Source organism: Pseudomonas sp. KnCO4 (assembly GCF_045344305.1).
In the GTDB taxonomy this organism is placed as follows: Bacteria; Pseudomonadota; Gammaproteobacteria; order Pseudomonadales; family Pseudomonadaceae; genus Aquipseudomonas; species Aquipseudomonas anuradhapurensis.
The window spans coordinates 460,824-487,506 of sequence record NZ_CP174199.1 but is presented as its reverse complement, the minus strand read 5'-3'; the positions used below and the strand labels follow the sequence as shown (position 1 = coordinate 487,506).

Below are 26,683 nucleotides of genomic sequence, written 5' to 3'. Positions count from 1 at the left end.
TGTCCAGATAAAAACAAAGAAAAGGATGTTCTCTGATGCGAAAAGCTGCGTTCGTACGTTTTACCGTCGCCTCACTGGCATTGGCCTGCAGCCAGGCTTTCGCTGCACCTTCGCCCTACTCGTCCATGCTCGTGTTTGGCGACAGCCTGAGTGATTCCGGGCAGTTCGGTGGCATACGCTTCACCAACCGCGATGCCAACGGCAACTATGCGCCCGTTTCCCCCATGATCCTGGGTGGGCGCCTGGGCGTTAACCCGGCAGAGCTTGGCCCCTCCACTTCGCCGGTCAACCTGGTCTTCGGGCTGCCTGACGGCAACAACTGGGCGGTAGGCGGCTACACCACCCAACAGATCCTGGATTCGATCACCACCACGTCTGAGGTCATCATCCCGCCCGGGCGCCCCGGTGCCGGGCTGGTGCTGCGTGACAAACCGGGCTACCTGGCCAATGGCCTGCGCGCCGACCCCAACGCGCTGTACTACCTGACCGGCGGCGGCAATGACTTCCTGCAAGGGTTGATCAGCAGCCCCGCCGACGCGGTGGCCGCCGGTGCCCGCCTGGCCGCCAGCGCCCAGGCCCTGCAACAAGGTGGCGCCCGCTACATCATGGTCTGGCTGCTACCCGACCTCGGCCAGACCCCCAACTTCAGCGGTACGCCCGAGCAAAACCAGCTATCGCTGCTGTCTGGCGCGTTCAACCAGGCGTTGCTCGGCCAGCTGGGGCAGATCGATGCCGAAATCATTCCGCTCAACATTCCCGTGCTGCTGAGCGAAGCATTGGCTGATCCCAGCCAGTATGGCCTGGCCAGTGGCCAGGACCTGGTCGGCACCTGCTACAGCGGCGAAGGCTGCGTGGAGAACCCGGTGTATGGCATCAATGGCAGCGCGCCAGACCCTACCAAGCTGCTGTTCAACGACTCGGTGCACCCGACCATCGCCGGTCAGCAACTGATTGCCGACTACGCCTATTCGATCCTCGCAGCCCCCTGGGAGCTGACCCTGCTACCGGAAATGGCCCACGCCAGCCTGCGCGCCCACCAGGACGAACTGCGCAACCAGTGGCAGACGCCCTGGCAGGCGGTTGGCCAATGGCAGGCCTTCGTCTCCACCGGCGCCCAGGACCTGGACTTCGATGAGCAACGCAGCGCGGCCAGCGGTGACGGCCGCGGCTACAACCTGACCCTGGGCGGCAGCTATCGGCTGAACGACGCCTGGCGCCTGGGCCTGGCCGGCGGCGTGTATCGGCAGAAGCTGGAAGCCGGCGAACAGGACTCGGACTACCGGCTGGACAGCTACCTGGCCAGCGCCTTCGCCCAATACCGCCAGGACCGCTGGTGGGCCGATGCTGCGCTGACTGCCGGGCACCTGGACTACAGCGATCTGAAGCGTACCTTCGCCCTTGGCGTGAACGACCGCAGCGAAAAGGGTGATACCGACGGCGAGGCGTGGGCGATGTCGGCGCGGCTTGGCTATAACCTGGCGGCCGAAAGCAGTGGCTGGCAACTGGCGCCGTTCGTCAGCGCCGACTATGCGCGGGTAAAGGTGGATGGCTATGACGAGAAGAGCGGGCGCTCGACGGCGCTGGGCTTCGATGATCAGGAGCGCACGTCACGTCGGCTGGGCGTGGGGTTGCTGGGCAGCGTGCAGGTTGCATCAGGCACCCGGCTGTTCGCCGAGGTGGCACAGGAGCATGAGTTTGAAGATGACCAGCAGGATGTGACGATGCACCTGGCCAGTCTGCCGGCGAATGACTTCACCCTGACTGGGTATACGCCGCACAGCGACCTGACCCGGGCGAGCCTGGGGGTCAACCATGAAGTGGTGGCGGGGGTGCATTTGCGCGGTAACTACAACTGGCGCAAGAGTGATGAGCTGACGCAGCAGGGAGTGAGTTTGGGCGTCAGCGTCGACTTTTGAATTGATGGGGCCGCTTTGCGGCCCTTCGCGGGCTCGCCCGCTCCCACAGGTACTGCACAGGCCTTGCAGCATGTGATCACCCTGTGGGAGCGGGCATGCCCGCGAAGGGCTGCAAAGCAGCCCCGATCAACATTTATTTGGCCGAAGTCTGCTCAGCCAGCGCCACCGCGCGGAACATCGCCCGGCGCTTGTTGATGGTTTCTTCCCACTCCAGCGCCGGCACCGAGTCGGCAACGATGCCGCCACCAGCCTGCACATGCAGCTCGCCATCCTTGATCACAGCGGTACGGATGGCAATCGCGGTATCCATGTTGCCATTCCAGGCAAAGTAGCCGACCGCCCCACCGTACACCCCGCGCTTGACCGGCTCCAGTTCGTCGATGATCTCCATCGCGCGAATCTTCGGCGCCCCGGAAAGCGTACCGGCCGGCAGGATCGCCCGCAGTGCGTCCATCGCCGTCAGCCCTTCACGCAGCTGGCCGGTGACGTTGGACACGATGTGCATCACATTGGAATAGCGCTCGATCACCATCTTCTCGGTCAGGCGCACGCTACCGGTGGAAGACACCCGGCCGACATCGTTGCGGCCCAGGTCGATCAGCATCAGGTGCTCGGCGATCTCCTTGTCATCCGACAGCAGATCGTCTTCCAACGCGCGGTCGGCCTCTTCGGTGGCACCACGCGGGCGGGTACCGGCAATCGGGCGAACGGTGACCAGGTTGTCCTCTACCCGCACCAGCACTTCAGGCGAACTGCCGACCACGTGGAAGTCGCCAAAGTTGAAGAAGTACATATACGGCGTGGGGTTGAAGCAACGCAGTGCGCGATAGAGGTCGATGGGCGCAGCCTTGAAGTCGATCGACATGCGCTGCGATGGCACCACCTGCATGCAGTCGCCGGCCAGGATGTATTCCTTGATACGGCCAACGGCGTTCTCGTAGTCCTCGCGGGTATAGCTGGAGCGGAATGCCGGCTCGGCGGCCTGCGGGCCGCTCAGGTCCAGGCCACGGCGTGGCGTGATCGGCTGGCGCAGGGTTTCCAGCAGCCCTTGCAGCCGCGCCTGGCCGCGTTCGAATGCCTGCTCTTCAGCCGGGTCGACCAGCACGATGGCGTGCATCTTGCCCGCCAGGTTGTCGAACACCACCACCGCGTCCGACACCATCAACAGGATATCCGGCACACCCAACGGGTCTGGGTTGGGGCTGGCTCCCAGGCGTTTTTCCACATAGCGCACGCAGTCATAGCCGAAGTAACCGACCAGGCCGCCGTTGAAGCGCGGCAGGCCAGGGATGTCGGCGACCTTGTAACGGTCCTTGAAGGTTTCGACGAAGGCCAGCGGGTCTTCGACGTCGTGGCTTTCTACCTCCACGCCATCTTGCAGGATGCTGACGTGGTAACCGTGTACACGCAGCACCGTGCGCGACGGCAGGCCGATCATCGAGTAGCGGCCCCACTTCTCGCCGCCCTGCACCGATTCGAGCAGGTACGAGTTGGGCTGGTCGGCCAGTTTCAGGTAGATCGACAGCGGTGTGTCGAAGTCGGCCAGGGTTTCGCAGGCCAGGGGAATGCGGTTATAGCCGGCAGCGGCCAGGCGCAGGAATTCTTCGCGGGTCATGGGTAGCCTCGTGGCAAGCAGCAATAAGTCAGGCAAACGGACGGGCCGGCACGCGCCGGCAGGCAGAAGTCAGGCGCGCCAACGCCAACGGGCCAGAGCCTTGATGACTTTCATCCAGAACTTGCCAGTAACCGCCACGGTGGACTCTCTGTCTTGTGAGGCTTGAAGGTCCGCCAACGTTATCCCAGTGGCCAGGTCTGCGCAACCAGGCAGCAGTGCACGCAGGTCATCGATCACCAGGCTGGGGCATTCGTCGTGGATCGGCCGGCCATGGTTGTAGCCGTAGCTCAGGCCCACGCATTGCACACCAGCTGCCTTGGCGGCCAGCACATCACTGCGCGAGTCGCCGACGAACAGCGACTGCTGCGGGGTGACGCCGGCCATCTGCATGACGAACAGCAGCGCCGCCGGGTCCGGTTTTTTTTGTGGCAGGGTGTCGCCGCCGATGATCCAGCGGAAGTACTTGCCGATCTTCATCTGGTCCAGCAGCGGGCCGACGAAGCGCTCGGGCTTGTTGGTGATCAGGGCCATCTCCACGCCCCGCTTGTGCAGCCAGCGCAGGGTGTCCTGCACGCCGGGGTAGACCACGGTCAGTTCGTGGCTTTCGGCATAGGCGTCCATGAACAGCGCCAGCGCCTTTTCGGCCAACGCGTCGTCCACGGCGGCGTGTTCGATGTCGCCAGCCAGCGCCCGGCGCACCAGCACCTGGGCGCCGTTACCCACCCAGTGGCGCACCGCCGCAAGGCCAGCGGGCGGGCGCCCCAGTTCGAGCAGCATGCGGTCCACGGCGGCAGCCAGGTCTGGCACGGAGTCGATCAGGGTACCGTCCAGATCGAACATCACCAGCCTGGGCAGCGTCCCCGGGAACAGCTGCTCGAAGCCGCTCATGGGCGCGCCTGAGCCAGTTCGGCGCGCATCCTGGCGATGACTTCCTGGTAGTCCGGGGCGTTGAAGATCGCCGAACCGGCCACGAAGGTGTCGGCGCCAGCGGCAGCGATCTCGCGGATGTTGTTGACGTTGACGCCACCGTCGATTTCCAGGCGGATATCACGGCCACTGGCATCGATCAGCGCACGCGCCTCACGCAGCTTGTCGAGGGTGCCGGGGATGAACTTCTGCCCGCCAAAGCCCGGGTTGACGCTCATCAGCAGCACCATGTCGATCTTGTCCATCACGTACTTCAGGGCATCCAGGCTGGTGGCCGGGTTGAACACCAGGCCGGCCTTGCAGCCGCCGTCCTTGATCAGTTGCAAGGAGCGGTCGATGTGTTGCGAGGCTTCCGGATGGAAGGTGATGTAGGTGGCGCCAGCTTCGATGAAGTCGCCGATGATGCGGTCGACCGGGCTGACCATCAGGTGCACGTCGATCGGGGCGGTGACGCCATACTTGCGCAGGGCGCTGCAGACCATCGGACCAATGGTCAGGTTGGGGACGTAATGGTTGTCCATGACATCGAAATGGACGATGTCGGCACCCGCCGCCAATACCTTGTCGACGTCCTCGCCCAGGCGGGCGAAATCGGCGGAGAGAATGGAGGGGGCAATAGCGTAGGGCTGCATGGCGCACCTGTTGGCAGAATCACGGTGGCGCGCATTGTAACCCAGGCAAGCGGATGAGGGCTGATTAGCATCAACCTGTACCGGCCTCTTCGCGGCTAAAGCCGCTCCCACAGGGACCGCGCAGGCATCGAAAGCTGCACAAATCCTGTGGGAGCGGCTTTAGCCGCGAAGAGGCCAGCACAGGCAACATAACTTCAACCAGGCTGCTGGGTTCTCAGCTTCTCGCTACGCCCACGCAACCACTCAAGTGTCAGCAGCAACACTACCGAGAAGGCAATCAGCAAGGTCGCCGCGGCGGCAATGGTCGGGCTCAGGTTTTCGCGGATGCCGCTGAACATCTGCCGAGGCAGGGTCGCCTGTTCCGGGCCGGCGAGGAACAGCGTTACCACCACCTCGTCGAACGACGTGGCAAAGGCGAACAACGCCCCCGAGATGACCCCGGGCGCGATCAGCGGCAGGGTCACCCGGCGGAAGGTCAGCAGCGGCGAGGCGCCCAGGCTGGCCGCCGCGCGCACCAGGTTGTAATTGAAGCCTTGCAGGGTCGCCGACACGGTAATGATGACGAACGGTACACCCAGCACCGCGTGCACCAGGATCAGCGAAGTGAAGCTGTTGCCCATGCCAAGCGGGGCGAAGAACAGGTAGCTGGCCACACCGATGATCACCACCGGCACCACCATCGGCGAAATCACCAGCGCCATCACCAGCGACTTGCCCGGGAAATCGCCACGGGTGAGGCCGATCGCCGCCAAGGTACCGAACACCATGGCCAGCACCGTGGCCGCCGGGGCGACGATGATGCTGTTCTTCAAGGCGCGCATCCATTCGGCCGAGCCGAAGAAGTCCTGGTACCAGTGCAGCGAGAAGCCCTGCAACGGGTACACCAGGAAGCTGCCACTGTTGAACGACAGCGGCACGATCACCAGCACCGGCAGAATGAGGAACAGCAGGACCAGACCGCAAAGAATACGCAGGCTGTAGAACCACACCCGCTCCACGGGCGACATGTAAGGGCTCAGCATGACAAGGCTCCTCAGCTCAGGCGCAGGCGGCTGGCGCCGACCAGCCAGCTATAGATCAGGTACAACAGCACGGTCGCCAGCAGCAACAGCCCGCCCAGCGCAGTGGCCATGCCCCAGTTGATGCTGGTGTTGGTGTAGAAGGCGACGAAGTAGCTGACCATCTGGTCGTTCGGGCTGCCCAGCAAGGCCGGGGTGATGTAGTAGCCGATGGCCAGAATGAACACCAGCAGGCAACCCGCGCCTACACCGGCGTAGGTCTGCGGGAAGTACACCCGCCAGAAGCTGGCGAACGGGTGGCAGCCCAGCGAGATCGCCGCGCGCATGTAGCTGGGCGAAATGCCCTTCATCACGCTGTACAGCGGCAGGATCATGAACGGCAGTAGGATGTGCACCATCGAGATGTACACGCCGGTGCGGTTGAACACCAGTTCCAGTGGCTGGTCGATGATGCCCATGGCCATCAGCGCGCTGTTGATCAGGCCGCCTGATTGCAGCAGCACGATCCACGCGGCCACTCGCACCAGGATCGAAGTCCAGAACGGCAGCAGCACCAGGATCATCAGCAGGTTGCTCTGCCGGGTCGGCAGGTTGGCCAGCAGGTAGGCCAACGGGTAGGCCAGCACCAGGCAGATGGCAGTAATCACCAACCCCATCCACAGGGTGCGGGCGAAGATATCCAGGTAGATGGCCTGGTCAGGGGTCGCCTTGGCCAGTTCGCCAAGGTCGTCGATACGGTGGTCGAGCGAAGCCAGCAGGTAGAACGAGGTCACCGTGCTGGTGTTGCGGCGGATCGCCTGCCAGTAGGCCGGGTCACCCCAACGCTCGTCGAGCGCCTGCAAGGCATCTTTATAGGAAGCGGGTTCGCTCTTGAATGGCAGCGCCCGCGCGGTCTTGGCCAACAGGCTGCGATAGCCGGCCAGCTCCATGTTCAGGCGCTTGGACAGGTCGCCCAGGGTCTGGTTCTTGCGCGATTCGGCCAGGTCCTGGCTCAGCGCCTTGTACACGTCCTCGCCCGGCAGGCTCTTGCCGTCCCACTGGGTGATGACATCCACCGTACGCGGCAGGCCGCCAACCACTTCCGGGTTGCCGACGCTCTTGTACAGCAGTGCCGCGATCGGCACCAGGAACACCAGCAAGAGAAACAGCGCCAGCGGCGCGATCAACGCCTGCGCCTTCCAGCGGTTAACCCGCTCGGCGTGCTTGAGGCGCTGCTTGAGACTTGGACCTGCGCCTTCGTTGAGGGGCACTGCAATGGCCATGGCGAACTCCGCAATACAGGCTGAAATAGGGGCCGCCATGCGGCCCCACACACCGGGCTGTTACTTCTTCGCCGCCCAGGCGTTGAAGCGTTGCTCCAGTTGCTCGCTGTTGTCGGCCCAGAAGGCCACGTCGATCTGCACCTGGTTGGCAATGTTCTCAGGCGTGGTCGGCATGTCTTTCTTCACCTCGTCCGACAGCAGGCTCACGGCTTTCGAGTTGGCCGGGCCGTAGGCGATGTTCTCGGAATAGGTCTTCTGCTGCTCGGGCTGCACGCTGAAGGCGATGAATTTCTTCGCCTCGTCGGCATCCTTGGCGCCTTTCGGGATGGCCCAGGCGTCGAAGTCGTAGATGCCGCCGTTCCACACCACCTTGAGGTTGCTCTCTTTCTGTACTGCGGCGATGCGGCCGTTGTAGGCCGAGCTCATGACCACGTCACCCGAAGCCAGGTACTGCGGCGGCTGGGCACCGGCTTCCCACCACTGGATGCTTGGCTTGAGTTCGTCGAGCTTCTTGAACGCGCGGTCCACGCCCTCTTTGGTGCCCAGCACCTGGTACACGTCCTTCGGCGCCACACCGTCGGCCATCAGGGCGAATTCCAGGGTGTACTTGGCACCCTTGCGCAGGCCGCGCTTGCCCGGGAATTTCTTGGTGTCCCAGAAATCCGCCCAGCTGGTAGGTGCGGTCTTGAGCTTGTCGGCGTTGTAGGCCAGCACCGTCGACCACACGAAGAAGCCTACGCCGCAAGGCTGGATGGCACCTGGCACATAGTCGGCCTGGTTGCCGAACAGCGCCGGGTCGAGTTCTTCGAACATACCCTCGTCACAGCCACGGGCCAGCTCTGGCGACTCCACCTCCACCAGGTTCCACGACACGCTCTTGGTGTCGACCATGGCTTTGACCTTGGCCATTTCGCCGTTGTACTCGCCAGCGACGATCTTGCCCTTGCCGGCCTTCTCCCATGGCTCATAGAACGCCTTGACCTGGGCCGCCTTGTTGGCACCACCGAACGACACCACGGTCAGGTCTGCGGCCATGGCCTGGCCAGCGGCGAACAGCCCCAGGGCCAGGGCGGTCAGTTTCAACTGCTTGCGCATTATTATTCTCTCCACAGTACAGGGTTGGTGAAGCAATCCATCAATGGGCTTCGGCAATCGGATCGAGCGCGCGGGCGTGCTCCACCTCCCAGCCCAGGGGTACTACATCGCCCACGGCCAGGGCCGGGTCGAGCTCGGCAATGGGCTGCTTCACGAAGAAGTCGCCCTTGCCGCAAACTTCCAGGCGCACCCGGACGTGGTCGCCCAGGTAGATGAACTCGGCCACCCGCCCCGAGAAGCGGTTTACGCAGCGCTCGCTGTGGCCGTTGAGGCGCACACGCTCCGGGCGGATCGACAGGGTCACTGGCTCGCCGGCCTGGCCGACATTCACCGCCAGCGCCTCGACCCGCTCGCCACGCGCCAGCTGCACCTGGCAGCGTTTGCCATCGCTGGCCAGCAAGGTGCCGTTGATGCGGTTGTTCTCACCGATGAAGTTGGCGACGAAGGTGTTGCAGGGCTCTTCGTACAAGGTACGCGGGTCGGCAATCTGCTGGATCTCGCCCTGGTGGAACACCGCCACACGGTCAGACATGGTCAGCGCTTCGCCCTGGTCGTGGGTCACGTAGACCACGGTCACGCCCAGGCGCTGGTGGATGTGCTTGATCTCCATCTGCATGTGCTCACGCAACTGCTTGTCGAGGGCACCCAGCGGTTCGTCCATCAGCACCAGCTGGGGCTCGAACACCAGGGCCCGGGCCAGGGCTACGCGCTGCTGTTGGCCGCCGGACAGCTGGCCGGGGTAGCGCTTGGCGAAGGCGTCGAGCTGGACCATGTTCAGCACGCGCTTGACCCGCTCGCTGATGTCGGTCTTGCTCAGGTTGCGCACGGTCAGCGGGAACGCCAGGTTCTCGGCCACGGTCATGTGCGGGAACAGCGCGTAGTTCTGGAACACCATGCCGATGTCGCGCTTGTGCGGTGGCACGTTGTTGATCGAACGCCCGGCCAGCTGGATTTCACCGGCGGTTGGGGTCTCGAAGCCGGCCAGCATCATCAGGCTGGTGGTCTTGCCCGAGCCGGACGGGCCGAGCAGGGTGAGGAATTCGCCCTTGCGGATATCGAGGTTGAGGTCCTTGACGATCAGCGACTCGCCGTCGTAGCTCTTCTGCACACCACGGAAGCTGACCAGCGTTTCGCTGGTTGCAGCGTTCGACTTCGCCTCGCTCATGCCTGCACCTTCTTGTTGGATGACTGCGTAGGCAAAAGATTAGACAAGGCGCATGCGCCCGGAAATCGGGGGTGCTGAGAGAATGCCATCATCCGGTTGGAAGATTTGTTGTAGGGATTCCCCTACAAGGATGGCGGGTTTGGAATGCTCATCCGAGCCACCCGCCAAACCTGTGGGAGCGGGCAAGCCCGCGAAAGGGCAGGTTCAGCCATAGAGATCCGCAGGTCAGGCCCTTTCGCGGGCACGCCCGCTCCCACAGGGGCCTCGGCAAGTTCCGAGAACAGGCATGTCGCAATCAGACCAGCTTGTGCTCCATGGCGTACTTCACCAACTCTGCCAGCGAGTTCACCTTCAGCTTCTGCATCAAGCGCGCCTTGTGCGTGCTGATGGTCTTGCTCGACAGCGCCAGCTGCTGGGCGATGTCATTGACGTTGGCGCCCTGGGCCAGGCGCTCGAACACCGAAAACTCGCGCTCCGACAACAGTGTGTGCAACGGCCGTGACTCGGTCAGGCCCACTTCGAATACCATGCGGTCGGCCAGCGCCGGGTCGATATAGCGCCCGCCTGCAGCCACCCGGCGAATGGCGGTCAGCAACAACGCCGGGTCGCTGTCCTTGGTCGCATAGCCCGCCGCCCCGGCCTTCAGCGCGCGCGCCGCCATCTGCGCCTCATCGTGCATCGACAACATCAGGATCGCCGGCGCGTCATGCAGGGCACGGATCCGCGGGATCGCCTCCAGGCCATTCACGCCGGGCATCGAGATGTCCAGCAACACGACCTCGCACGGCGTATGGCGCAGGGTTTCCAGCAGTTGCTCGCCGTTAGCTGCCTCGCCCGCCACCTGCATGTCCTTGGCCAGGCCAATCAACTGCTTGATGCCTTCACGGACAATGGTGTGGTCTTCGGCCACCAGCACTCGAATCACGATCGCTCTCCTACTCCAACGGAATGGCCACGCTCAGGCTGGTGCCTTCGCCCGGTTCACTGTCCAGCGCCATGCTGCCGCCCAGCATCAGCACCCGTTCACGCACGCCTACCAGGCCAAACGACGCAGGCCGGGGCTGGTCGCGGCAAAACCCTTGCCCATCATCGCTGACGGTCATGCGCAATTGCCCGTGCTCATGCACCAGTTCGATCTCCACGCTGTGCGCCTGGGCGTGGCGCATCACGTTGGTCAGCGCCTCCTGCAGGATACGGAACAGCCCAGTGGCCTTGGCATCGCTCAATGCTGGCAGATTATCCGGTACTTGTACCAGGCAGGGGATTTGCGTGCGCGCCTCGAAGCGCCGCGCTTGCCACTCGATGGCCGAGGCAATGCCGGCATCGAGGATCGGTGGGCGCAAGGCGGTGGCCACGTCGCGCACCAGCTGGAACAGCTGGGCGATCAGGCGCTTCATGCTGTCCAGGCGCTCGTGCAGGCCCGGGTCCAGTTCGGCGAAGGCCAGTTCGCACATCGACACTTCCAGCTTGAGCACGGTCAGCATCTGCCCCAGCTCATCGTGCACTTCGCGGGCGATGCGGGCCTTTTCTTCCTCGCGCACGCTCTCCAGGTGGGCCGACAATTCGCGCAGTTGCTCCTGGGACTTGGCTAGCGCCAACTCGGCCCGCTTGCCCTGGGTGATGTCCCACACCACGCCATCCCAAACCACCCGGCCATCGGCCAGGCGCCGGGTACTGGCCTTGATGTCGGCCCAGCGCTGTTCGCCCTGACGGGTGAGGATACGCCCCTGCCAGGACCAGTCCTGGTCGCTGGCCAAGGCCAGGTCCTGCACCCGGTGGTAATCGGCACGGTCGTCGGGGTGCACCAGGTTGCGCAGGCCCATCTGCGGGTGCTGGATCTCGCTGGGCGCATAGCCCACCAGCGCCTCGCTGCCCTCGCTGATGTAGGGGAACTCCAGGTCACCCTCGGCCGGGTCGCGTTCGAGGCGGAACACCAGCCCCGGCACGTTGCCGGCAATCCCCTTGAGCCGCGCCTCGCTTTCGCGCAGCGCCGCCAGGGCGCGGTGGCGCTCGGTGACATCGGCGAGGTAGACCACCAGGTATTCGGAATCACGAAAGCGCAGGAAGCTCAGCGACAACTCCACCGGCAGCAGGCTCCGGTCGGCCCGCCGGCACTGCGTTTCAAACTGGCCGACACCCACCTCCCCGGCGCGCGCGCCCTTCCACAGCTCGAGCCAGCGATCCATGGTCAGGTTGGGCTCGAAGGTGCTCAGCGGCCGTTCCAGCAGCTCGCCTTCGCCATAGCCGAGCATGCGTTCGGCGGCATGGTTGGCATAGCGTACATGGCTGTCCCAGTTGACCCAGAGGATGCCCACGGTGCTCTGGTCAATGGCGAACTGGCTCAGGCGCAGCGCTTCTTCGCGGACTTGTCGCTCTGCCAGGGTTTCCCGCGTGGCCAGCAGGCTGCGCTCCAGCTGGCGCTGCTGTCGGCGCTGCCATACCAGGGTGGCCAGCGCGCACAGCAACAGCATGGCGGACAGCAAGGCCAGGTTCTGCCAGAAGCCGGTCGACTCGCTCAGGCGTGGGTACTTCGGTTGCAACCAACGCTGGTGCAGTTGCTCCAGCTCCTTGGCCGGCAGCGCCTGCAGGCCTCGCTCGAGCACATCGGCCAGCAGTGGCCAGTCGCGCCGCGAACCGATGCGCAGCAACTGCGGCAAACCGATGTCGCCAACCACTGCCAGCTCGCCGAACTCGCTCTCGCGGGACAGGCGGCTGAGCTGGGCTTCATCCAGCACCGCGAAACTGGCCTGGCCGCCCACCACCAGCTGCAACGCCTCGCGCTCGTTGGGCACCCCTTGCAGGTTGAGGTTGTTGTAGTTGGCGCGCAGGTAATCCGCCAGCTGGCTGGGCATGCGTACCGCCACACGCTGCTCGGCTTCGAGTTTTTCCAGCTCCACGGCCATCGCCCCGGTGCGTGGCCCGACCACCAGTTGCGGCACACGCATGTACGGGTCGCTGAACAGCCACAGGCGCAAGCTGGCCGGGGTCTGGGTCAGGCCCGGGGCAAAGTCGATCTCCCCCGCCTGCAGGGCGTGTTCAAGGCTGGCCTGGTCAGCGAAATTGCGCCAGGTCAGGTCCAGCTGCAGCGCTTGCGCCAGGCTGCTGACCAACTCGACATTGGCCCCATACAGTTGCTGCAGACGCCGGTCGAACTGCGCGTACGGTGCCTGCAGCACCAAGCCCACGCGCAGGCTGCGATGCGTGTCCAGCCATTGCTGCTGGGCAGGCTCCAGCACTACCGAGGGCAGCGCCTCAGGCCTGGCCAATGCAATCAAGGGCAGCCATAAACAGCCGATAACCAACAGGCGACGCACTCGCTTCATCTACACGCTCGTCTTGGCAAAGGCGGCCATGCAGCATGGCCGTCACGGGCAAATACTATTAGGCTGCCGGTATCATTCTGGCCTTGGGTTGACTCATGTCCACACTTTATCGCACGACGCTGGCAATGTGCTGCCTGGCCTCGCTCCTTCCACTCGGCGCCTTGGCCGCCGATGCCGAACAACCACCTGTCACCAACGAGGCCCCGGCTGCTCCAGCCCCGCGCCCGCCGTTGCTGGAGCGTAGCCAGGAGGACGCCCAGGCGCTCGAACGGCTGGTGCCCAAGGCCGAGCAACAGACGCTGCAAGGCGGTGCCGACAGCTTCCTGGCACTGTGGAAACCGGCCAACGACAGCGACCCGCAAGGGGCCGTGATCATCGTGCCCGGCGCCGGTGAAACAGCCGATTGGCCAAACGCGGTCGGTCCGCTGCGGCGCAAGTTCCCCGATGTCGGCTGGCACAGCCTGAGCATCAGCCTGCCCGACCTGCTGGCCGACAGCCCGCAGGCGCGGGTCGAAGCCAAGCCGGCGGCCCAGCCAGCGCCAGAACAGGGCGAAAGCGCCCCGGCCAAGGACTTGCCAGCCGATGCCAACGCCAATGTCGCCCAAGCCACTGCGGCCGATGCCGACACTGCAGAAAGCACTGATGCCGCACAGGCCAGCGAGCAAACCGACCCGGCCGATGCCGCGCGCATCTTCGCCCGCCTGGATGCTGCAGTGGCCTTTGCCCAGCAGCATAACGCCCGCAGCATCGTGTTGATTGGCCATGGCAGCGGCGCGTATTGGGCGGCCCGCTACCTGAGCGAACAGCAGCCACCGCAGGTGCAAAAGCTGGTGCTGGTGGCTGCGCAGACACCGGCGCGGGTGGAGCATGGCCTGGAAAGCCTGGTTCCCACCTTGAGAGTGCCCACTGCCGACATCTACTACGCCACCCGCAGCGCCGACCGCAGCGCGGCCGCGCAGCGCCTGCAGGCCAGCAAGCGGCAGAAGGACAGCCAATACCGGCAGTTGTCGCTGATTGCCATGCCGGGGAACAAGGCAGCGGAACAAGAGCAACTGTTCCGCCGGGTGCGGGGGTGGATGAGTCTGTAGGAGCGGCCTCGTGTCGCGAAAGGGCCGCAAAGCGGCCCCCCAGCGGTAGCTGTTGCGAAGCTGACCACTTGGGGCCGCTACGCGCCCCATCGCGACACAAGGCCGCTCCTACAAGTGCCGCGCAGGCTTTTACAGGCCGCGCCGCTTGCGGATCATGGCATAGGCCTGGTGCAACTCCCGCGTACGCTCGGTCGCCTCACGCAGCTGTGCCTCGCTCGCCCCCGTGCCCGCCAGCTTGTCCGGATGGTGGCGGCTGACCAGCCGCCGATAGGCCTGCTTGATCTTGTCGCCTTCGGTGTCCGCCTCGACCGCCAGCAGCCTCAGGGCAGCCGCGTAGGTCATGGGTACCTCGCGGGCACCAGCAGCCCTGCGCGGCTCGTATTCCAGCGACATGGCCTGGACCTGGCGCCGGCTCAGGCCCAGCTTGTGCCCCCATTCCAGCAGCAGTTCGCGCTCCTTGTTACCCATCTTGCCGTCGGCCCAGACCATGCGCCAACAGGCCCGCAGGGTGCCTTCCGCCGCATGTGGCTGCTGGCGGATACGCCGCAAGTGCCCACCCAGCCGGTCCTTGCCCGCCTTGCCGCGATTGAATGCGGCAATCGCACGCAGCCGGGCTTCTTCGGCCAGGTCCAGGCGCACCATTTCCTGACGCGCCTGCTGGATATGCTGCTCGGCCACCCGGCCATCGCACTTGGCCAGGCGACCGAGCATCACGAACAGCAATTCGTCATCCTGCAAGGCCGGGCGCCCGCCCAGGCGTTCGCGCAGGTCTTCCCAGCCCCGCAAACGCAGGCGGCGGTCAATCAACTGACCGAGCAATGCGCCGAGCAGGGCACCGGGGATGCTGGCAACGGCAAAGCCGGCACCGGCGCCAATCACCGTGCTTGGCCACCACATGTCAGGCACGCTCGCCGATCAGGCGCTCGGCTTCGGCCAGGCGCTCGAGGGTACCGACATCCACCCAGTGCCCGCGGTAGTGTTCGCCACTCACCTGCTCTGCTGCCATGGCCTGGCGCAGCAGCGGCGCGAGCTTGAAGGCCCCCGCTTGGCAACCCGCGAACAGCGCCGGGTGCAACACCGAGAGGCCGCTGAACGTCAGCGTGCCAGGGGCGTCATCACCATCCACCACCTGGCCGCCCACCAGGCGGAAATCGCCACGGCCATGGTGGCCCGGGTTGTCGACCAGCACCAGGTGAGCCAGGCCTTGCACGGGAGCCTGCAGGTGCTTGAAGTCATAGTCGGTCCAGACATCGCCGTTGACCAGCAGGAACGGCGCGTCGCCCAGCAGTGGCAAGGCCTTGAAGATGCCACCGCCGGTTTCCAGCGGCTCGCCCTCCGGCGAATAGCGGATGCGCAGGCCGAAGCGACTGCCATCACCGAGGTGGTCTTCGATCTGCTGGCCAAGCCAGGCATGGTTGATCACCACCTCGTTGACGCCCGCCGCCGCCAGGGCGCGCAAGTGATACTCGATCAGGGGCTGACCGGCGACCGGGACCAACGGTTTGGGGGTATGCAGGGTCAGCGGGCGCATGCGCTCGCCTTTCCCTGCCGCCAGGATCATTGCCTTCATGCACGCGCTCCGGCCTGCAACTCGGCAATCAGTTCGCCCAGCTCCGCCAATTCGGGCCGGCGACCGATTACTTCTTCTATATAGGCGAAGAAACGCGGCACGTCGCCCAGGTAGCGGGGTTTGCCGTCGCGGTGGCAGATACGGGCAAAGATGCCGATCACCTTCAGGTGGCGCTGCACACCCATCAGGTCGCTGGCGCGCTGGAATGCCTCGAAGTCAGCCTGCACTGGAATGCCGACAGCCCGTGCCTGCTGCCAGTAATCACGCAGCCAGCCCTCGACCCGCGCCTGCGGCCAGCTGATGAAGGCGTCCTTGAACAGGCAGGTGATGTCGTAGGTGACCGGGCCATACACCGCGTCCTGGAAGTCCAGCACGCCGGGGTTGGGCGTGCTCTGCATCAGGTTGCGCGGCATGTAGTCGCGGTGCACCAGCACCTTGGGCTGGGCCAGGGCACTGTCGATCAGCAGCTGGCTGACCCGCTGCCAGGTGGCTTGCTGGGCATCATTGAAGGCCAGGCCAAGCTCACGCCCCACGTACCATTCGGGGAACAGCTCCACTTCGCGGCGCAGCAAGGCGTCGTCGTAGCTGGGCAGCGGCGCGTCCATCGGCAGGCGCTGGAAGGCCAGCAAGGCGTCGATGGCGTCGGCGAACAGGCTGTCGGCGTTGTCGGCATCGATGATGTCGAGGTAGGTCTGGTGGCCCAGGTCGCCCAGCAGCAGGAAGCCGCGCTCCAGGTCCTGGGCGTGAATCAGCGGCACGTGCACGTCGGCGCTGGCCAGCAGGTGGTCAATGGCGACGAACGGTCGGCAATTCTCCTGCGGCGGGGGCGCATCCATGATCACGAAGCTGTGCCCAGCGCCCTGCCAGCGGAAATACCGACGGAAGCTGGCGTCGCTGCTGGCCGCGGTCAGGCTGCCTGCGGGCACTTCGCCCCAGGCGTTTCTGTGGAAAAGATCATTGAGCTGCTCAGCGAGCCAGACCGTCAGTTGTTGCAGGCGTACATCGTGTTCAGGCATTACAAGGGTCTCCGACGGCCCTAGCCGTCAAGCGGGTCATGCTTTATTATCCAGCATCTTTTTCAGACCATCGAGAGGCGTGCGGCCCCACACGCGGGCAGATGGCACGCAGGAAGCCCGGACTAATAAGATGGCATTGAAATCCCCCGCGTTTCGTAGAAAGTTTCCGTTGCTGGTAACCGGCGGTCTGCTGGCCCTGCAACCTCTGGCCACGTCGTACGTGGTGGCAGCCGAACAGTTCGACTGCCAAGTGTCCGCCTCCGGTGGTTGGGACTGCAAGCCCAAGACCCCAGTCAACAACCTGCCGCCGCGCCCGGTGCATGAGGGTGCTGCCGTCAGCGCCGGCACCGAAGCCGCGAACGAAGGCGAAACTGCGGACCGGCCGATGCTGGTCACCGAGGCCAAGGGCCGCGCCCTGAAGTCGCGCAGCGAAGACTACAGCCACCTGGACTGGGTACCGCGAGAAAAGCTCACTGCCGCGCAGCTGGCCGAAACCGGCCCGTACTGTGGTGGCGCGTACATCGAGCCAACCCGCCCGGGCATGGCCGACACCACGCCGAAGGACGAGTCGCCGACCTACATCAACGCCAAGGTATCCAAGTACCAGCAGGAGCAGCAGATCGCTACCCTCGCCGGTGACGTGGTGATGCGCCAGGGCAGCATGCAGGCCGAGGCCGACGAGGCCAACCTCTATCAGACCGAAAACCGTGGCGAGCTCAAGGGCAACGTCAAGATCCGTGACAACGGTTCGCTGGTAGTCGGTGACGAGGCGCAGATCCAGCTCGACACTGGCGAAGCCCAGGTCGACAACGCCGAATACGTGATGCACAAGTCGCACATCCGCGGCAGCGCCCTGTACGCCAAGCGTGGCGAAAACGCCATCATCCGCCTCAAGGACGGTACGTACACCACTTGCGAACCGGGCAGCAACGCCTGGCAGCTGAAGGGCAACAACATCACCCTTAACCCGGCCACCGGCTTCGGTACCGCGACCAACGTCACGCTGCGGGTCAAGGATTTCCCGGTGTTCTACACACCGTACATCTACTTCCCGATCGACGACCGTCGCCAGTCCGGCTTCCTGCCGCCATCGTTCAGCAGCACCAGCGACACCGGCTTCATGCTGGTCACGCCGTACTACTTCAACCTGGCGCCAAACTACGACGCCACGTTGTACCCGCGTTACATGACCAAGCGCGGCCTGCTGATGGAAGGCGAGTTCCGCTACCTGACGCCTTCCAGCGAAGGCCAGTTCGGTGGTGCGTACCTCAACGACAAGAACGATGACCGTAAAGACCAGACTGACTACAAAGAACAGCGCTGGATGGTCAACTGGCAGCACAAGGGCGGGCTGGACGAGCGCCTGATGACCGAGGTGGACTACACCGACATCAGCGATCCGTTCTACTTCCAGGACCTGGAGTCCGACCAGATTGGCGTAGAGTCCAAGGACCTGCTCAATCAGCGCGGTGCACTGACCTACCGTGGCGATAATTACCAGGCGCGCCTGAACGTGCACGCCTACGAAATGGCTACCATTTCGAAGATCACGCCGTACGATCGCCTGCCGCAGATAACTCTTAACGGCATGTTGCCGTATCACCCGGGCGGTTTCGATTTCAGCTACAAGACCGAAGCCGTGCGCTTCGATCGCGATCTGAAGACCGGCCCTGTGTTCAACGAAGACGGGCAGCTGGACACCACGGCCGGCGCCGACGGGCGACGTCTTGATGAAAACATCTTCGGCCTCGCCAGGGCCAACGGCACTCGCCTGAACCTCGCGCCGTCGATCAGCCTGCCGTTGGACGCCAGCTACGGCTACATCAAGCCGAAGCTGACCTACATGTACACCAAGTACGACCTGGATCTGGACAGCGAAGGTAAAGCCGACCTGGCTGGCGCCTCGCAAACCACCCGTGACCTTCGTGGTGACTTCTCGAGCACCCAGAACCGTGACATCCCGATCTTCAGCGTTGACAGCGGCTTGTACTTTGACCGCGACACCTCGCTGTTCGGCACCAACTATCGCAATACCCTTGAACCGCGCCTGTTCTACCTCTACGTCCCGTACAAGGACCAGGTGGACATCCCGCTGTTCGACAGCGGTGAATCGCTGTTCAGCTACGAGTCGCTGTTCCGTGAAAACCGCTTCAGCGGTACCGACCGCATCGGTGACGAGAACAAGCTGTCGCTGGGCGTGACCACCCGCTGGATCGAAGAGAACGGTTTCGAGCGCCAGAACTTCAGCATCGGCCAGGCGTATTATTTCAAGGATCGCAAAGTCCAGCTGCCGGGTATCGACTACCGCACCCGCGCCGACTCGCAGTCCGACGTGTCGCCTTACGCGCTGCTGTATAACTACTACTTCAACCGCGACTGGCGCTTCAATTCGACCTACAACTGGGACCCGGACACCCGCAGCCCACGCTCGGGTAGCGCGATGTTCCACTACCAGCCTGAAGACAACCCGAACAAGGTGGTCAACCTCGGTTATCGCTACCGTAACGACACCATCGCCTACGACTCCACGACCGGTACCTGGAAAGTGGGTGGTGGCGACTATGGCACCCCGGGCAGTGCTAACTACGTGAAGGACTACTACAAGATCCAGCAGCATGACTTCTCGGTCATCTGGCCGATCGTTCCGCAGTGGAGCGTCATCGCACGCTGGCAGCATGACTACAACCGCAACCGCACCCTGGAAGCCATGGGTGGTTTCGAGTACGACAACTGCTGCTGGAAGCTGCGCCTGATCAACCGTTACTGGATCGACTACGACGACTTCAGCCAGGCGCTTCCGCAGAACGAGAAAGGCGACCACGGCATCTTCCTTCAGATCGTCCTGAAGGGCCTCGGTGGTGTAGTCGGCAACAAGGTCGAGTCTTTCCTCGACGAAGGCATTCAAGGTTACCGTGAACGTGAAGACCAAGCTTATTGATCGACTGCGCCCAGCGTTGCTGGGCGTCGCATTGCTGAGTGGCGCGGTGCATGCCGCGGTACAACCTCTTGATCGCGTGGTGGCCATCGTCGACAACGACGTGGTCATGCAAAGCCAGCTCGACCAGCGCGTCCGCGAAGTTCAGCAAACCATCGCCAAGCGCGGTGGCGGCATGCCGCCTGCCGGCGCGCTGGACCAGCAGGTACTGGAGCGCCTGATCGTCGAGAACCTGCAATTGCAGATCGGCGAACGCTCCGGCATCCGCATCACCGACGAAGAGCTGAACCAGGCGATCGGCACCATTGCCCAGCGCAATGGCATGTCGCTGGACCAGTTCCGTGCCGCCCTGGCCCGCGACGGCCTGTCGTTCGACGACGCCCGCGAGCAGGTCAAGCGCGAGATGATCATCAGCCGCGTGCGCCAGCGTCGTGTGGCCGAACGCATCCAGGTGTCCGAGCAGGAAGTGAAGAACTTCCTCAACTCCGACCTGGGCAAGATGCAGATGTCGGAAGAGTACCGCCTGGCCAACATCCTGATCCCAACGCCGGAAGCGGCCAGCTCGGACGATATCCAGAAGGCTGCACGCAAGGTCGGTGACCTGTACCAGCAACTGCGCCAGGGCGCCGATTTCGGCCAGATGGCGATTGCCCACTCGGCCAGCGAAAACGCCCTGGAAGGCGGTGAGATGGGTTGGCGCAAAGCTGGCCAGCTGCCACCGGACTTCGCCAAGATGCTCAGCAGCATGCCGGTTGGTGAAATCACCCAGCCGATCCGCATCCCCAACGGCTTCATCATCCTCAAGCTCGAGGAGAAGCGCGGCGGCAGCGAGAACGTGCTGCGTGACGAAGTGCACGTACGCCATATCCTGATCAAGCCGAGCGAAATCCGCAGCGAAGCGGCCACCGAACAACTGGCCGAGCGCCTGTACGAGCGCATCAAGAACGGCGAGGACTTCGGCGAGCTGGCGAAGAGCTTCTCGGAAGACCCGGGTTCCGCGCTCAACGGTGGCGACCTCAACTGGGTCGACCCGAACAGCCTGGTACCGGAGTTCCGCGAGCAGATGGCCAACGCCACCCAAGGCGAAGTCACCCGTCCGTTCAAGACCCAGTACGGCTGGCATGTCCTCGAAGTGCTGGGCCGCCGCGCCACCGACAGCACCGAGCAGGCGCGGGAGCAGCAAGCCATGAACGTGCTGCGCAACCGCAAGTACGACGAAGAGCTGCAAACCTGGCTGCGCCAGATTCGCGACGAAGCCTACGTCGAAATCAAGCTGCCTGGCGCTGACCAGGCCGCCCCGTGAAGCCCCTGCGCTTCGCCGTCACCCCCGGCGAGCCAGCCGGCATAGGCCCCGACCTGTGCCTGCTGCTCGCTGCAGACGCCCAGCCCCACCCCCTGATCGCCATTACCAGCCGTGACCTGCTCGCCGAGCGGGCCACGCAGCTGGGGCTGGCCGTCAAGCTGTTGCCGGTAGCGCCGGGCCAATGGCCCGAGCAGCCGGCACCGGCGGGTAGCCTGTACGTATGGGACACGCCCCTGGCGGCCCCGGTAATCCCGGGCCAGCTCGACAAGGCCAATGCCGCGTTCGTGCTGCAAACCCTGACCCGCGCCGGGCAAGGCTGCCTGGACGGGCACTTCGCCGGGATGATCACCGCCCCGGTGCACAAGGGTGTCATCAACGAAAGCGGCATCGCCTTTTCCGGGCATACCGAGTTCCTCGCCGAACTGACCCAAACCGCACAAGTGGTGATGATGCTGGCCACCCACGGCCTGCGCGTCGCCCTGGTGACCACGCACCTGCCGCTGCGCGACATTGCCGACGCCATCACTGCCGAACGCGTCGAACGCGTGACCCGCATCCTGCATGCAGACATGCGTGACAAGTTCGGCATTGCCAACCCGCGCATCCTGGTGTGCGGCCTCAACCCGCATGCGGGTGAAGGTGGCCACCTGGGCCGCGAGGAAATCGACATCATCGAGCCGACCCTGGCCCGCCTGCGCACCGAGGGCATGGACCTGCGCGGGCCGCTGCCGGCCGATACTTTGTTTACCCCCAAATATCTGGAGCACTGCGACGCGGTGCTGGCGATGTATCACGACCAGGGCCTGCCGGTACTCAAGTACAAAGGCTTTGGCGCAGCCGTGAACGTTACCCTGGGCCTGCCGATCATCCGCACGTCGGTTGACCACGGCACCGCCCTGGACCTTGCCGGCACTGGCAAGGTCGACACCGGCAGCCTGCGCGTCGCGCTGGACACCGCCTACCAGATGGCCGAGAACCGACCATGAACGAGCAATACCAACACCGGGCGCGCAAGCGCTTCGGCCAGAACTTCCTGCACGACGCCGGCATCATCGACCGCATCCTGCGTGCCATCAACGCCAAGGCCGGTGAACACCTGCTGGAAATCGGCCCTGGCCAGGGCGCCCTGACCGAAGGCCTGCTGGGCAGCGGCGCCCAGCTGGACGTGGTGGAGCTGGACAAGGACCTGGTGCCGATCCTGCAACACAAGTTCGCCAACCGCAGCAACTTCCGCCTGCACCAGGGCGACGCCCTGAAGTTCGACTTCAACCAGCTGGGCGTGCCAGCGCGCAGCCTGAAGGTAGTAGGCAACCTGCCCTACAACATTTCCACCCCGCTGATCTTCCACCTGCTCAGCCACGCCGGGCTGATCCGCGACATGCATTTCATGTTGCAGAAGGAAGTGGTCGAGCGCATGGCCGCCGGCCCTGGCGGTGGCGACTGGGGGCGTTTGTCGATCATGGTGCAGTACCACTGCCGCGTCGAACACCTGTTCAACGTTGGCCCGGGCGCCTTCAACCCACCGCCGAAAGTGGACTCGGCCATCGTTCGCCTGGTGCCGCACGAGGTGTTGCCACATCCGGCCAAGGATGCACAACTGCTGGAGCGCGTGGTACGCGAGGCGTTCAACCAGCGCCGCAAGACCCTGCGCAATACCATGAAAGGCCTGCTCGACAGCGCAGCCATCGAGGCTGCGGGCGTGGACGGCAGCCTGCGCCCTGAACAGCTGGACCTGGCGGCCTTCGTGCGCCTGGCTGACCAACTGGCCGACCAGCAGGCCTGACAGCCTGGATCAGCCTTTTCGCGGGCATGCCCGCGAAGAGGCCGGTACCGACTATGGATATCCCCAAGCCGCCACACCGCTGGCCCTCCCCCCGCTCAATGGCCTAGACTGCATTACTGCGTCAGTTTTCCCAAGGCCCTTGCATGTCCGACCCCCGCTATCAGATCGACGTCAGCGTCGTGACCCGCTACCTCAAAGAACAATCCGACCCCGAAAACAGTCGTTTCGCTTTCGCCTACACCATCACCGTGCAGAACAACGGCTCGCTCAATGCCAAGCTGCTGTCGCGCCACTGGCTTATCACCAACGGTGACGGCGAGGTCGAGGAAGTACGCGGTGCCGGCGTTATCGGCCAGCAGCCCAACATCGCCCCCGGCCAGAGCCACACCTACAGCAGCGGCGCCGTCATCAGCACCCGCGTAGGCACCATGCAGGGCAGCTACCAGATGTTCGCCGAAGACGGCAAGCGCTTCGATGCCCAGATCGCCCCCTTCCGCCTGGCGGTGCCCGGGGCGCTGCACTGATGGCTACCTACGCTGTCGGAGATCTGCAGGGCTGCCTGCAGCCACTCAAGTGCCTGCTCGAACGCGTCAGTTTCGACCCCGCCGTCGACCGCCTGTGGCTGGTCGGCGACCTGGTCAACCGTGGCCCCGAGTCGCTGGAAACCCTGCGTTTCCTGTATTCGATCCGCCAGTCGCTGGTCTGCGTGCTGGGCAACCATGACCTGCACCTGTTGGCCGTCTGGCATAACGTCGAGCGCCTGAAGAAAAGCGACACCCTGCGCGAAATCATCGAAGCGCCCGACGCCGACCAGCTGTTCGACTGGCTGCGCCAGCAAAAGCTGCTGCACTACGACGAGCCCCGCGGTATTGCCCTGGTCCACGCCGGTATTCCACCGCAATGGACCTTGGGCAAGGCCTTGGCCTTGGCCGGCGAAGTCGAAGAGGTGCTGCGCGACGACAGCCGCCTGAAGCAGTACCTGGACGGCATGTACGGCAACGAGCCGAACAAGTGGAGCAAGAACCTCTGCGGCGTCGAACGCCTGCGGGTGATCACCAACTACCTCACGCGCATGCGCTTCTGCACTGCCGAGGGCAAGCTCGACCTCAAGAGCAAGGAAGGCCTGGACACCGCCCCCAAAGGCTACAAGCCCTGGTTTGCCCACAAGGAGCGCCGTTCACGCCATGTGAAGATCATCTTCGGCCACTGGGCGGCCCTGCTGGGCCAGGTTGACGAACCCGGCATCATTGCCCTGGACACCGGCTGCGTATGGGGTGGCGCCATGACCCTGTACAACGTCGACAGCGGCGAATACCACCGCTGTGACTGTGCCGACGACGGCACCCTGCGCCAACCGGCAACACCCACTACACTCAACGACCACACCTGAAGGAAGCAGTACCCATGAGCGAATTCAAGCGCATCCCCCCCGAGCAGGCCTTGGAGCTTCGCAAGCAACCAGGTGCGGTGGTGGTCGACATTCGCGACCCCCAGGCTTTTGCCGCCGGCCACATTACCGGTGCCAAGCATCTGGATAACCATTCGGTCGCCGAGTTCATTCGCAACGCCGACCTCGATGCCCCGACCCTGGTGGTGTGCTACCACGGCAACTCCAGCCAGAGCGCCGCAGCCTACCTGGTCAACCAAGGGTTTTCCGACGTTTACAGCGTCGATGGCGGCTTCGAACTGTGGCGCGCCACCTACCCGGCCGAGACCGCCCAAGGCGCTGCCGAATAATTTTTTCATCTACACTGCAGCCCGCGCCCTGTGCGGGCTCGCGCCTTATCTGACGAACGGTCGTTCGCAACTTCTCCATCCCTCGCCCTTGACCTTGCGGATAACCAACTATTCTTAAGCGCAGGCCATCCAGAAAAAGGGGAGAGCCGGTACACCGGCGTGCGGGTCATCGGTAGCGTTACAGGGTGTTTGGGGGGTATACAGCAATCGGCAACCCCGGTTGCGTGCCAGCATCAGCTGACTGATCCGGCGTCGTCTCAACGTATCGAGCGAGGTGACGTCATGAGTATTTTTAGCCACTTCCAACAACGTTTCGAGTCAACGCGTCAGGAAGAATTAACGCTGCAGGAGTACCTCGAGCTGTGCAAAGAGGATCGCAGTGCCTACGCATCGGCGGCCGAACGGCTGTTGCTGGCCATCGGTGAGCCAGAGCTGATCGACACCTCTACCAACTCCAGGCTGTCGCGTATCTTCTCCAACAAGGTCATCCGCCGCTATCCGGCGTTTGCCGACTTCCATGGCATGGAAGAGTGCATCGACCAGATCGTGTCGTACTTCCGCCATGCCGCCCAAGGCCTGGAAGAGAAGAAGCAGATCCTCTACCTGCTGGGCCCGGTGGGCGGCGGTAAATCGTCGCTGGCGGAAAAACTCAAGCAGCTGATGGAAAAGGTACCGTTCTACGCCATCAAGGGCTCGCCGGTGTTCGAGTCGCCCTTGGGGCTGTTCAATGCCAGCGAAGACGGGGCGATTCTCGAGGAGGAATTCGGCATCCCGCGGCGCTACCTGAACACCATCATGTCGCCCTGGGCCACCAAGCGCCTGCAGGAGTTCGGCGGTGACATCAGCAAGTTCAAGGTGGTCAAGCTGTACCCCTCGATCCTCAACCAGATCGCCATTGCCAAGACCGAACCGGGTGACGAGAACAACCAGGACATCTCGGCCCTGGTCGGCAAGGTGGATATCCGCAAGCTCGAGGAATTCCCGCAGAACGACGCCGACGCCTACAGCTATTCGGGCGCGCTGTGCCGGGCCAACCAGGGCCTGATGGAATTCGTGGAAATGTTCAAGGCACCGATCAAGGTCCTGCACCCGTTGCTCACTGCCACGCAGGAAGGCAACTACAACAGTACCGAAGGCCTCGGCGCCATCCCCTATTCCGGGATCCTCCTGGCCCACTCCAACGAATCGGAGTGGCACACCTTCCGCAACAACAAGAACAACGAGGCGTTCATCGACCGGATCTACATCGTCAAGGTGCCGTATTGCCTGCGCGTCAGCGATGAGATCAAGATCTACGACAAGTTGCTGGTCAACAGCTCGCTGGCCAAGGCCCACTGCGCCCCGGACACGCTGAAGATGCTGGCCCAGTTCACCGTGCTGTCGCGCCTGAAGGAACCGGAAAACTCCAACATCTACTCGAAGATGCGGGTGTACGACGGGGAAAACCTCAAGGACACCGATCCAAAGGCCAAGTCGATCCAGGAATACCGCGATGCCGCAGGCGTCGACGAGGGCATGAACGGCCTGTCGACCCGCTTCGCCTTCAAGATCCTGTCCAAGGTGTTCAACTTCGACCCGCATGAAGTGGCCGCCAACCCGGTACACCTGCTGTATGTGCTGGAGCAGCAGATCGAGCAGGAACAGTTCCCTGCCGAAGTGCGCGAACGCTACCTGCGCTACCTCAAGGAGTACCTGGCACCGCGCTACATCGAGTTCATCGGCAAGGAAATCCAGACTGCGTACCTGGAGTCCTACAGCGAATACGGGCAAAACATCTTCGACCGCTACGTGCTGTACGCCGACTTCTGGATCCAGGACCAGGAATACCGCGACCCGGAAACCGGCGAAATCCTCAACCGTATCGCCCTCAACGAAGAGCTGGAGAAGATCGAGAAGCCAGCCGGCATCAGCAACCCGAAAGATTTCCGCAACGAAATCGTCAACTTCGTGCTGCGTGCGCGGGCCAACAACAACGGCAAGAACCCGAGCTGGCTGAGCTATGAGAAGCTGCGGGTGGTGATCGAGAAGAAAATGTTCTCCAACACCGAGGACCTGCTGCCGGTCATCAGCTTCAACGCCAAGGCCAGCAAGGAGGACCAACAGAAACACAACGACTTCGTCACGCGCATGGTGGAGCGTGGCTACACCGACAAACAGGTTCGCCTGCTGTCGGAATGGTACCTGCGGGTCAGGAAATCGCAATAAAGCGGCAAGCTACAAGCCGCAAGCTCCAGGCTGCACGGCGCCGAGCGCAAGCCCGGCGCTGCAGCCTGCAGCAGCGGTGGCTGCTCTTTCCT

Annotated in this window: 22 protein-coding genes; 10 read left to right on the top strand and 12 right to left on the bottom strand. The window is 63.8% G+C overall.

What is annotated here, in order from left to right; all coding sequences use genetic code 11:
• Nucleotides 1-35 precede the first annotated feature (35 nt).
• Complete coding sequence (estP, locus tag ACJA3S_RS02150) at nt 36-1,916, top strand: esterase EstP (protein ID WP_406820715.1); 1,881 nt, start codon at nt 36-38, stop codon at nt 1,914-1,916.
• Nucleotides 1,917-2,049: 133 nt separating this feature from the next.
• Here estP and trpE read toward each other — a convergent pair whose 3' ends face one another.
• The 9 genes from trpE to ACJA3S_RS02105 all read right to left on the bottom strand — a co-directional run bounded on the left by trpE (nt 2,050) and on the right by ACJA3S_RS02105 (nt 12,954).
• Complete coding sequence (gene trpE, locus ACJA3S_RS02145) at nt 2,050-3,531, bottom strand: anthranilate synthase component I (RefSeq protein WP_406820714.1); 1,482 nt, start codon at nt 3,529-3,531, stop codon at nt 2,050-2,052.
• Nucleotides 3,532-3,600: 69 nt separating this feature from the next.
• Entirely contained in the window at nt 3,601-4,419 is an 819-nt protein-coding gene (locus ACJA3S_RS02140) for a phosphoglycolate phosphatase (protein ID WP_186690125.1), read from the bottom strand.
• Nucleotides 4,416-5,090, bottom strand: coding sequence for a ribulose-phosphate 3-epimerase (rpe, locus tag ACJA3S_RS02135; protein ID WP_170027965.1), 675 nt, complete (start codon nt 5,088-5,090; stop codon nt 4,416-4,418). Before rpe ends, ACJA3S_RS02140 begins: the two co-directional genes overlap by 4 nt.
• A gap of 194 nt (nt 5,091-5,284) precedes the next feature.
• Nucleotides 5,285-6,112, bottom strand: a complete 828-nt coding sequence (locus tag ACJA3S_RS02130; protein WP_406820713.1) for an ABC transporter permease — start codon at nt 6,110-6,112, stop codon at nt 5,285-5,287.
• A gap of 11 nt (nt 6,113-6,123) precedes the next feature.
• Nucleotides 6,124-7,371, bottom strand: a complete 1,248-nt coding sequence (locus ACJA3S_RS02125) for an ABC transporter permease (protein ID WP_406820712.1) — start codon at nt 7,369-7,371, stop codon at nt 6,124-6,126.
• Between the two features lie 60 nt (nt 7,372-7,431).
• Nucleotides 7,432-8,466, bottom strand: coding sequence for an ABC transporter substrate-binding protein (locus ACJA3S_RS02120; RefSeq protein WP_406820711.1), 1,035 nt, complete (start codon nt 8,464-8,466; stop codon nt 7,432-7,434).
• A gap of 40 nt (nt 8,467-8,506) precedes the next feature.
• On the bottom strand, nt 8,507-9,631 hold the full coding sequence (locus ACJA3S_RS02115) for an ABC transporter ATP-binding protein (protein WP_170027961.1): 1,125 nt from the start codon (nt 9,629-9,631) through the stop codon (nt 8,507-8,509).
• Between the two features lie 295 nt (nt 9,632-9,926).
• Nucleotides 9,927-10,559 (bottom strand): response regulator transcription factor, encoded by a 633-nt coding sequence (locus ACJA3S_RS02110; protein WP_170034010.1) that lies wholly within the window; start codon nt 10,557-10,559, stop codon nt 9,927-9,929.
• A gap of 7 nt (nt 10,560-10,566) precedes the next feature.
• Complete coding sequence (locus ACJA3S_RS02105) at nt 10,567-12,954, bottom strand: PAS domain S-box protein (RefSeq protein ID WP_406820710.1); 2,388 nt, start codon at nt 12,952-12,954, stop codon at nt 10,567-10,569.
• Nucleotides 12,955-13,049: 95 nt separating this feature from the next.
• Here ACJA3S_RS02105 and ACJA3S_RS02100 point away from each other — a divergent pair, with 95 nt between their 5' ends.
• A complete protein-coding gene (locus ACJA3S_RS02100) occupies nt 13,050-14,042 on the top strand; it encodes an alpha/beta hydrolase family protein (protein WP_406820709.1) in 993 nt (330 codons plus the stop codon).
• Between the two features lie 129 nt (nt 14,043-14,171).
• Here ACJA3S_RS02100 and ACJA3S_RS02095 read toward each other — a convergent pair whose 3' ends face one another.
• From ACJA3S_RS02095 to ACJA3S_RS02085, 3 genes are read right to left on the bottom strand one after another with little or no spacing between them, the layout of a single operon-like run.
• Nucleotides 14,172-14,939 carry a TerB family tellurite resistance protein gene (locus tag ACJA3S_RS02095; protein WP_406820708.1) on the bottom strand — a complete coding sequence of 256 codons (768 nt, stop codon included), beginning with the start codon at nt 14,937-14,939 and terminating at the stop codon, nt 14,172-14,174.
• 1 nt (nt 14,940) lies between these two features.
• Nucleotides 14,941-15,612, bottom strand: coding sequence for an N-acetylmuramate alpha-1-phosphate uridylyltransferase MurU (gene murU, locus ACJA3S_RS02090; RefSeq protein ID WP_406820707.1), 672 nt, complete (start codon nt 15,610-15,612; stop codon nt 14,941-14,943).
• Complete coding sequence (locus tag ACJA3S_RS02085) at nt 15,609-16,628, bottom strand: aminoglycoside phosphotransferase family protein (RefSeq protein ID WP_406820706.1); 1,020 nt, start codon at nt 16,626-16,628, stop codon at nt 15,609-15,611. Before ACJA3S_RS02085 ends, murU begins: the two co-directional genes overlap by 4 nt.
• A gap of 130 nt (nt 16,629-16,758) precedes the next feature.
• On the opposite strand from ACJA3S_RS02085, the gene ACJA3S_RS02080 reads away from it, so the two are divergent.
• The 8 genes from ACJA3S_RS02080 to ACJA3S_RS02045 all read left to right on the top strand — a co-directional run bounded on the left by ACJA3S_RS02080 (nt 16,759) and on the right by ACJA3S_RS02045 (nt 26,591).
• A complete protein-coding gene (locus ACJA3S_RS02080; RefSeq protein WP_406820705.1) occupies nt 16,759-19,566 on the top strand; it encodes an LPS-assembly protein LptD in 2,808 nt (935 codons plus the stop codon).
• Nucleotides 19,547-20,866 (top strand): peptidylprolyl isomerase SurA, encoded by a 1,320-nt coding sequence (gene surA, locus ACJA3S_RS02075; protein WP_170027954.1) that lies wholly within the window; start codon nt 19,547-19,549, stop codon nt 20,864-20,866. The genes ACJA3S_RS02080 and surA overlap by 20 nt, the downstream gene beginning before the upstream one ends.
• Entirely contained in the window at nt 20,863-21,852 is a 990-nt protein-coding gene (pdxA, locus tag ACJA3S_RS02070; protein WP_406820704.1) for a 4-hydroxythreonine-4-phosphate dehydrogenase PdxA, read from the top strand. Before surA ends, pdxA begins: the two co-directional genes overlap by 4 nt.
• A complete protein-coding gene (rsmA, locus tag ACJA3S_RS02065) occupies nt 21,849-22,649 on the top strand; it encodes a 16S rRNA (adenine(1518)-N(6)/adenine(1519)-N(6))-dimethyltransferase RsmA (RefSeq protein ID WP_406820703.1) in 801 nt (266 codons plus the stop codon). Before pdxA ends, rsmA begins: the two co-directional genes overlap by 4 nt.
• Nucleotides 22,650-22,792: 143 nt before the next feature.
• Nucleotides 22,793-23,173 carry a Co2+/Mg2+ efflux protein ApaG gene (gene apaG, locus ACJA3S_RS02060; protein WP_170027951.1) on the top strand — a complete coding sequence of 127 codons (381 nt, stop codon included), beginning with the start codon at nt 22,793-22,795 and terminating at the stop codon, nt 23,171-23,173.
• Nucleotides 23,173-24,039: a symmetrical bis(5'-nucleosyl)-tetraphosphatase gene (locus ACJA3S_RS02055; RefSeq protein WP_406820702.1), complete on the top strand. Its 867-nt coding sequence runs from the start codon at nt 23,173-23,175 to the stop codon at nt 24,037-24,039. Before apaG ends, ACJA3S_RS02055 begins: the two co-directional genes overlap by 1 nt.
• Before the next feature lie 14 nt (nt 24,040-24,053).
• Nucleotides 24,054-24,386 (top strand): thiosulfate sulfurtransferase GlpE, encoded by a 333-nt coding sequence (gene glpE / locus ACJA3S_RS02050; protein ID WP_170027949.1) that lies wholly within the window; start codon nt 24,054-24,056, stop codon nt 24,384-24,386.
• Between the two features lie 282 nt (nt 24,387-24,668).
• Nucleotides 24,669-26,591, top strand: a complete 1,923-nt coding sequence (locus ACJA3S_RS02045) for a PrkA family serine protein kinase (protein WP_170027948.1) — start codon at nt 24,669-24,671, stop codon at nt 26,589-26,591.
• Nucleotides 26,592-26,683 lie beyond the last annotated feature (92 nt).

Coding starts and splice junctions, on each gene's coding strand:
- glpE (WP_170027949.1), top strand. CDS start 24,054: ATGAGCGAATTCAAGCGCATCCCCCCCGAGCAGGCCTTGGAGCTTCGC.
- ACJA3S_RS02105 (WP_406820710.1), bottom strand. CDS start 12,954: ATGAAGCGAGTGCGTCGCCTGTTGGTTATCGGCTGTTTATGGCTGCCC.
- ACJA3S_RS02080 (WP_406820705.1), top strand. CDS start 16,759: ATGGCATTGAAATCCCCCGCGTTTCGTAGAAAGTTTCCGTTGCTGGTA.
- ACJA3S_RS02115 (WP_170027961.1), bottom strand. CDS start 9,631: ATGAGCGAGGCGAAGTCGAACGCTGCAACCAGCGAAACGCTGGTCAGC.
- rpe (WP_170027965.1), bottom strand. CDS start 5,090: ATGCAGCCCTACGCTATTGCCCCCTCCATTCTCTCCGCCGATTTCGCC.
- ACJA3S_RS02130 (WP_406820713.1), bottom strand. CDS start 6,112: ATGCTGAGCCCTTACATGTCGCCCGTGGAGCGGGTGTGGTTCTACAGC.
- ACJA3S_RS02140 (WP_186690125.1), bottom strand. CDS start 4,419: ATGAGCGGCTTCGAGCAGCTGTTCCCGGGGACGCTGCCCAGGCTGGTG.
- trpE (WP_406820714.1), bottom strand. CDS start 3,531: ATGACCCGCGAAGAATTCCTGCGCCTGGCCGCTGCCGGCTATAACCGC.
- ACJA3S_RS02100 (WP_406820709.1), top strand. CDS start 13,050: ATGTCCACACTTTATCGCACGACGCTGGCAATGTGCTGCCTGGCCTCG.
- ACJA3S_RS02045 (WP_170027948.1), top strand. CDS start 24,669: ATGAGTATTTTTAGCCACTTCCAACAACGTTTCGAGTCAACGCGTCAG.
- apaG (WP_170027951.1), top strand. CDS start 22,793: ATGTCCGACCCCCGCTATCAGATCGACGTCAGCGTCGTGACCCGCTAC.
- estP (WP_406820715.1), top strand. CDS start 36: ATGCGAAAAGCTGCGTTCGTACGTTTTACCGTCGCCTCACTGGCATTG.
- ACJA3S_RS02085 (WP_406820706.1), bottom strand. CDS start 16,628: ATGCCTGAACACGATGTACGCCTGCAACAACTGACGGTCTGGCTCGCT.
- murU (WP_406820707.1), bottom strand. CDS start 15,612: ATGAAGGCAATGATCCTGGCGGCAGGGAAAGGCGAGCGCATGCGCCCG.
- ACJA3S_RS02055 (WP_406820702.1), top strand. CDS start 23,173: ATGGCTACCTACGCTGTCGGAGATCTGCAGGGCTGCCTGCAGCCACTC.
- ACJA3S_RS02125 (WP_406820712.1), bottom strand. CDS start 7,371: ATGGCCATTGCAGTGCCCCTCAACGAAGGCGCAGGTCCAAGTCTCAAG.
- ACJA3S_RS02095 (WP_406820708.1), bottom strand. CDS start 14,939: ATGTGGTGGCCAAGCACGGTGATTGGCGCCGGTGCCGGCTTTGCCGTT.
- rsmA (WP_406820703.1), top strand. CDS start 21,849: ATGAACGAGCAATACCAACACCGGGCGCGCAAGCGCTTCGGCCAGAAC.
- ACJA3S_RS02120 (WP_406820711.1), bottom strand. CDS start 8,466: ATGCGCAAGCAGTTGAAACTGACCGCCCTGGCCCTGGGGCTGTTCGCC.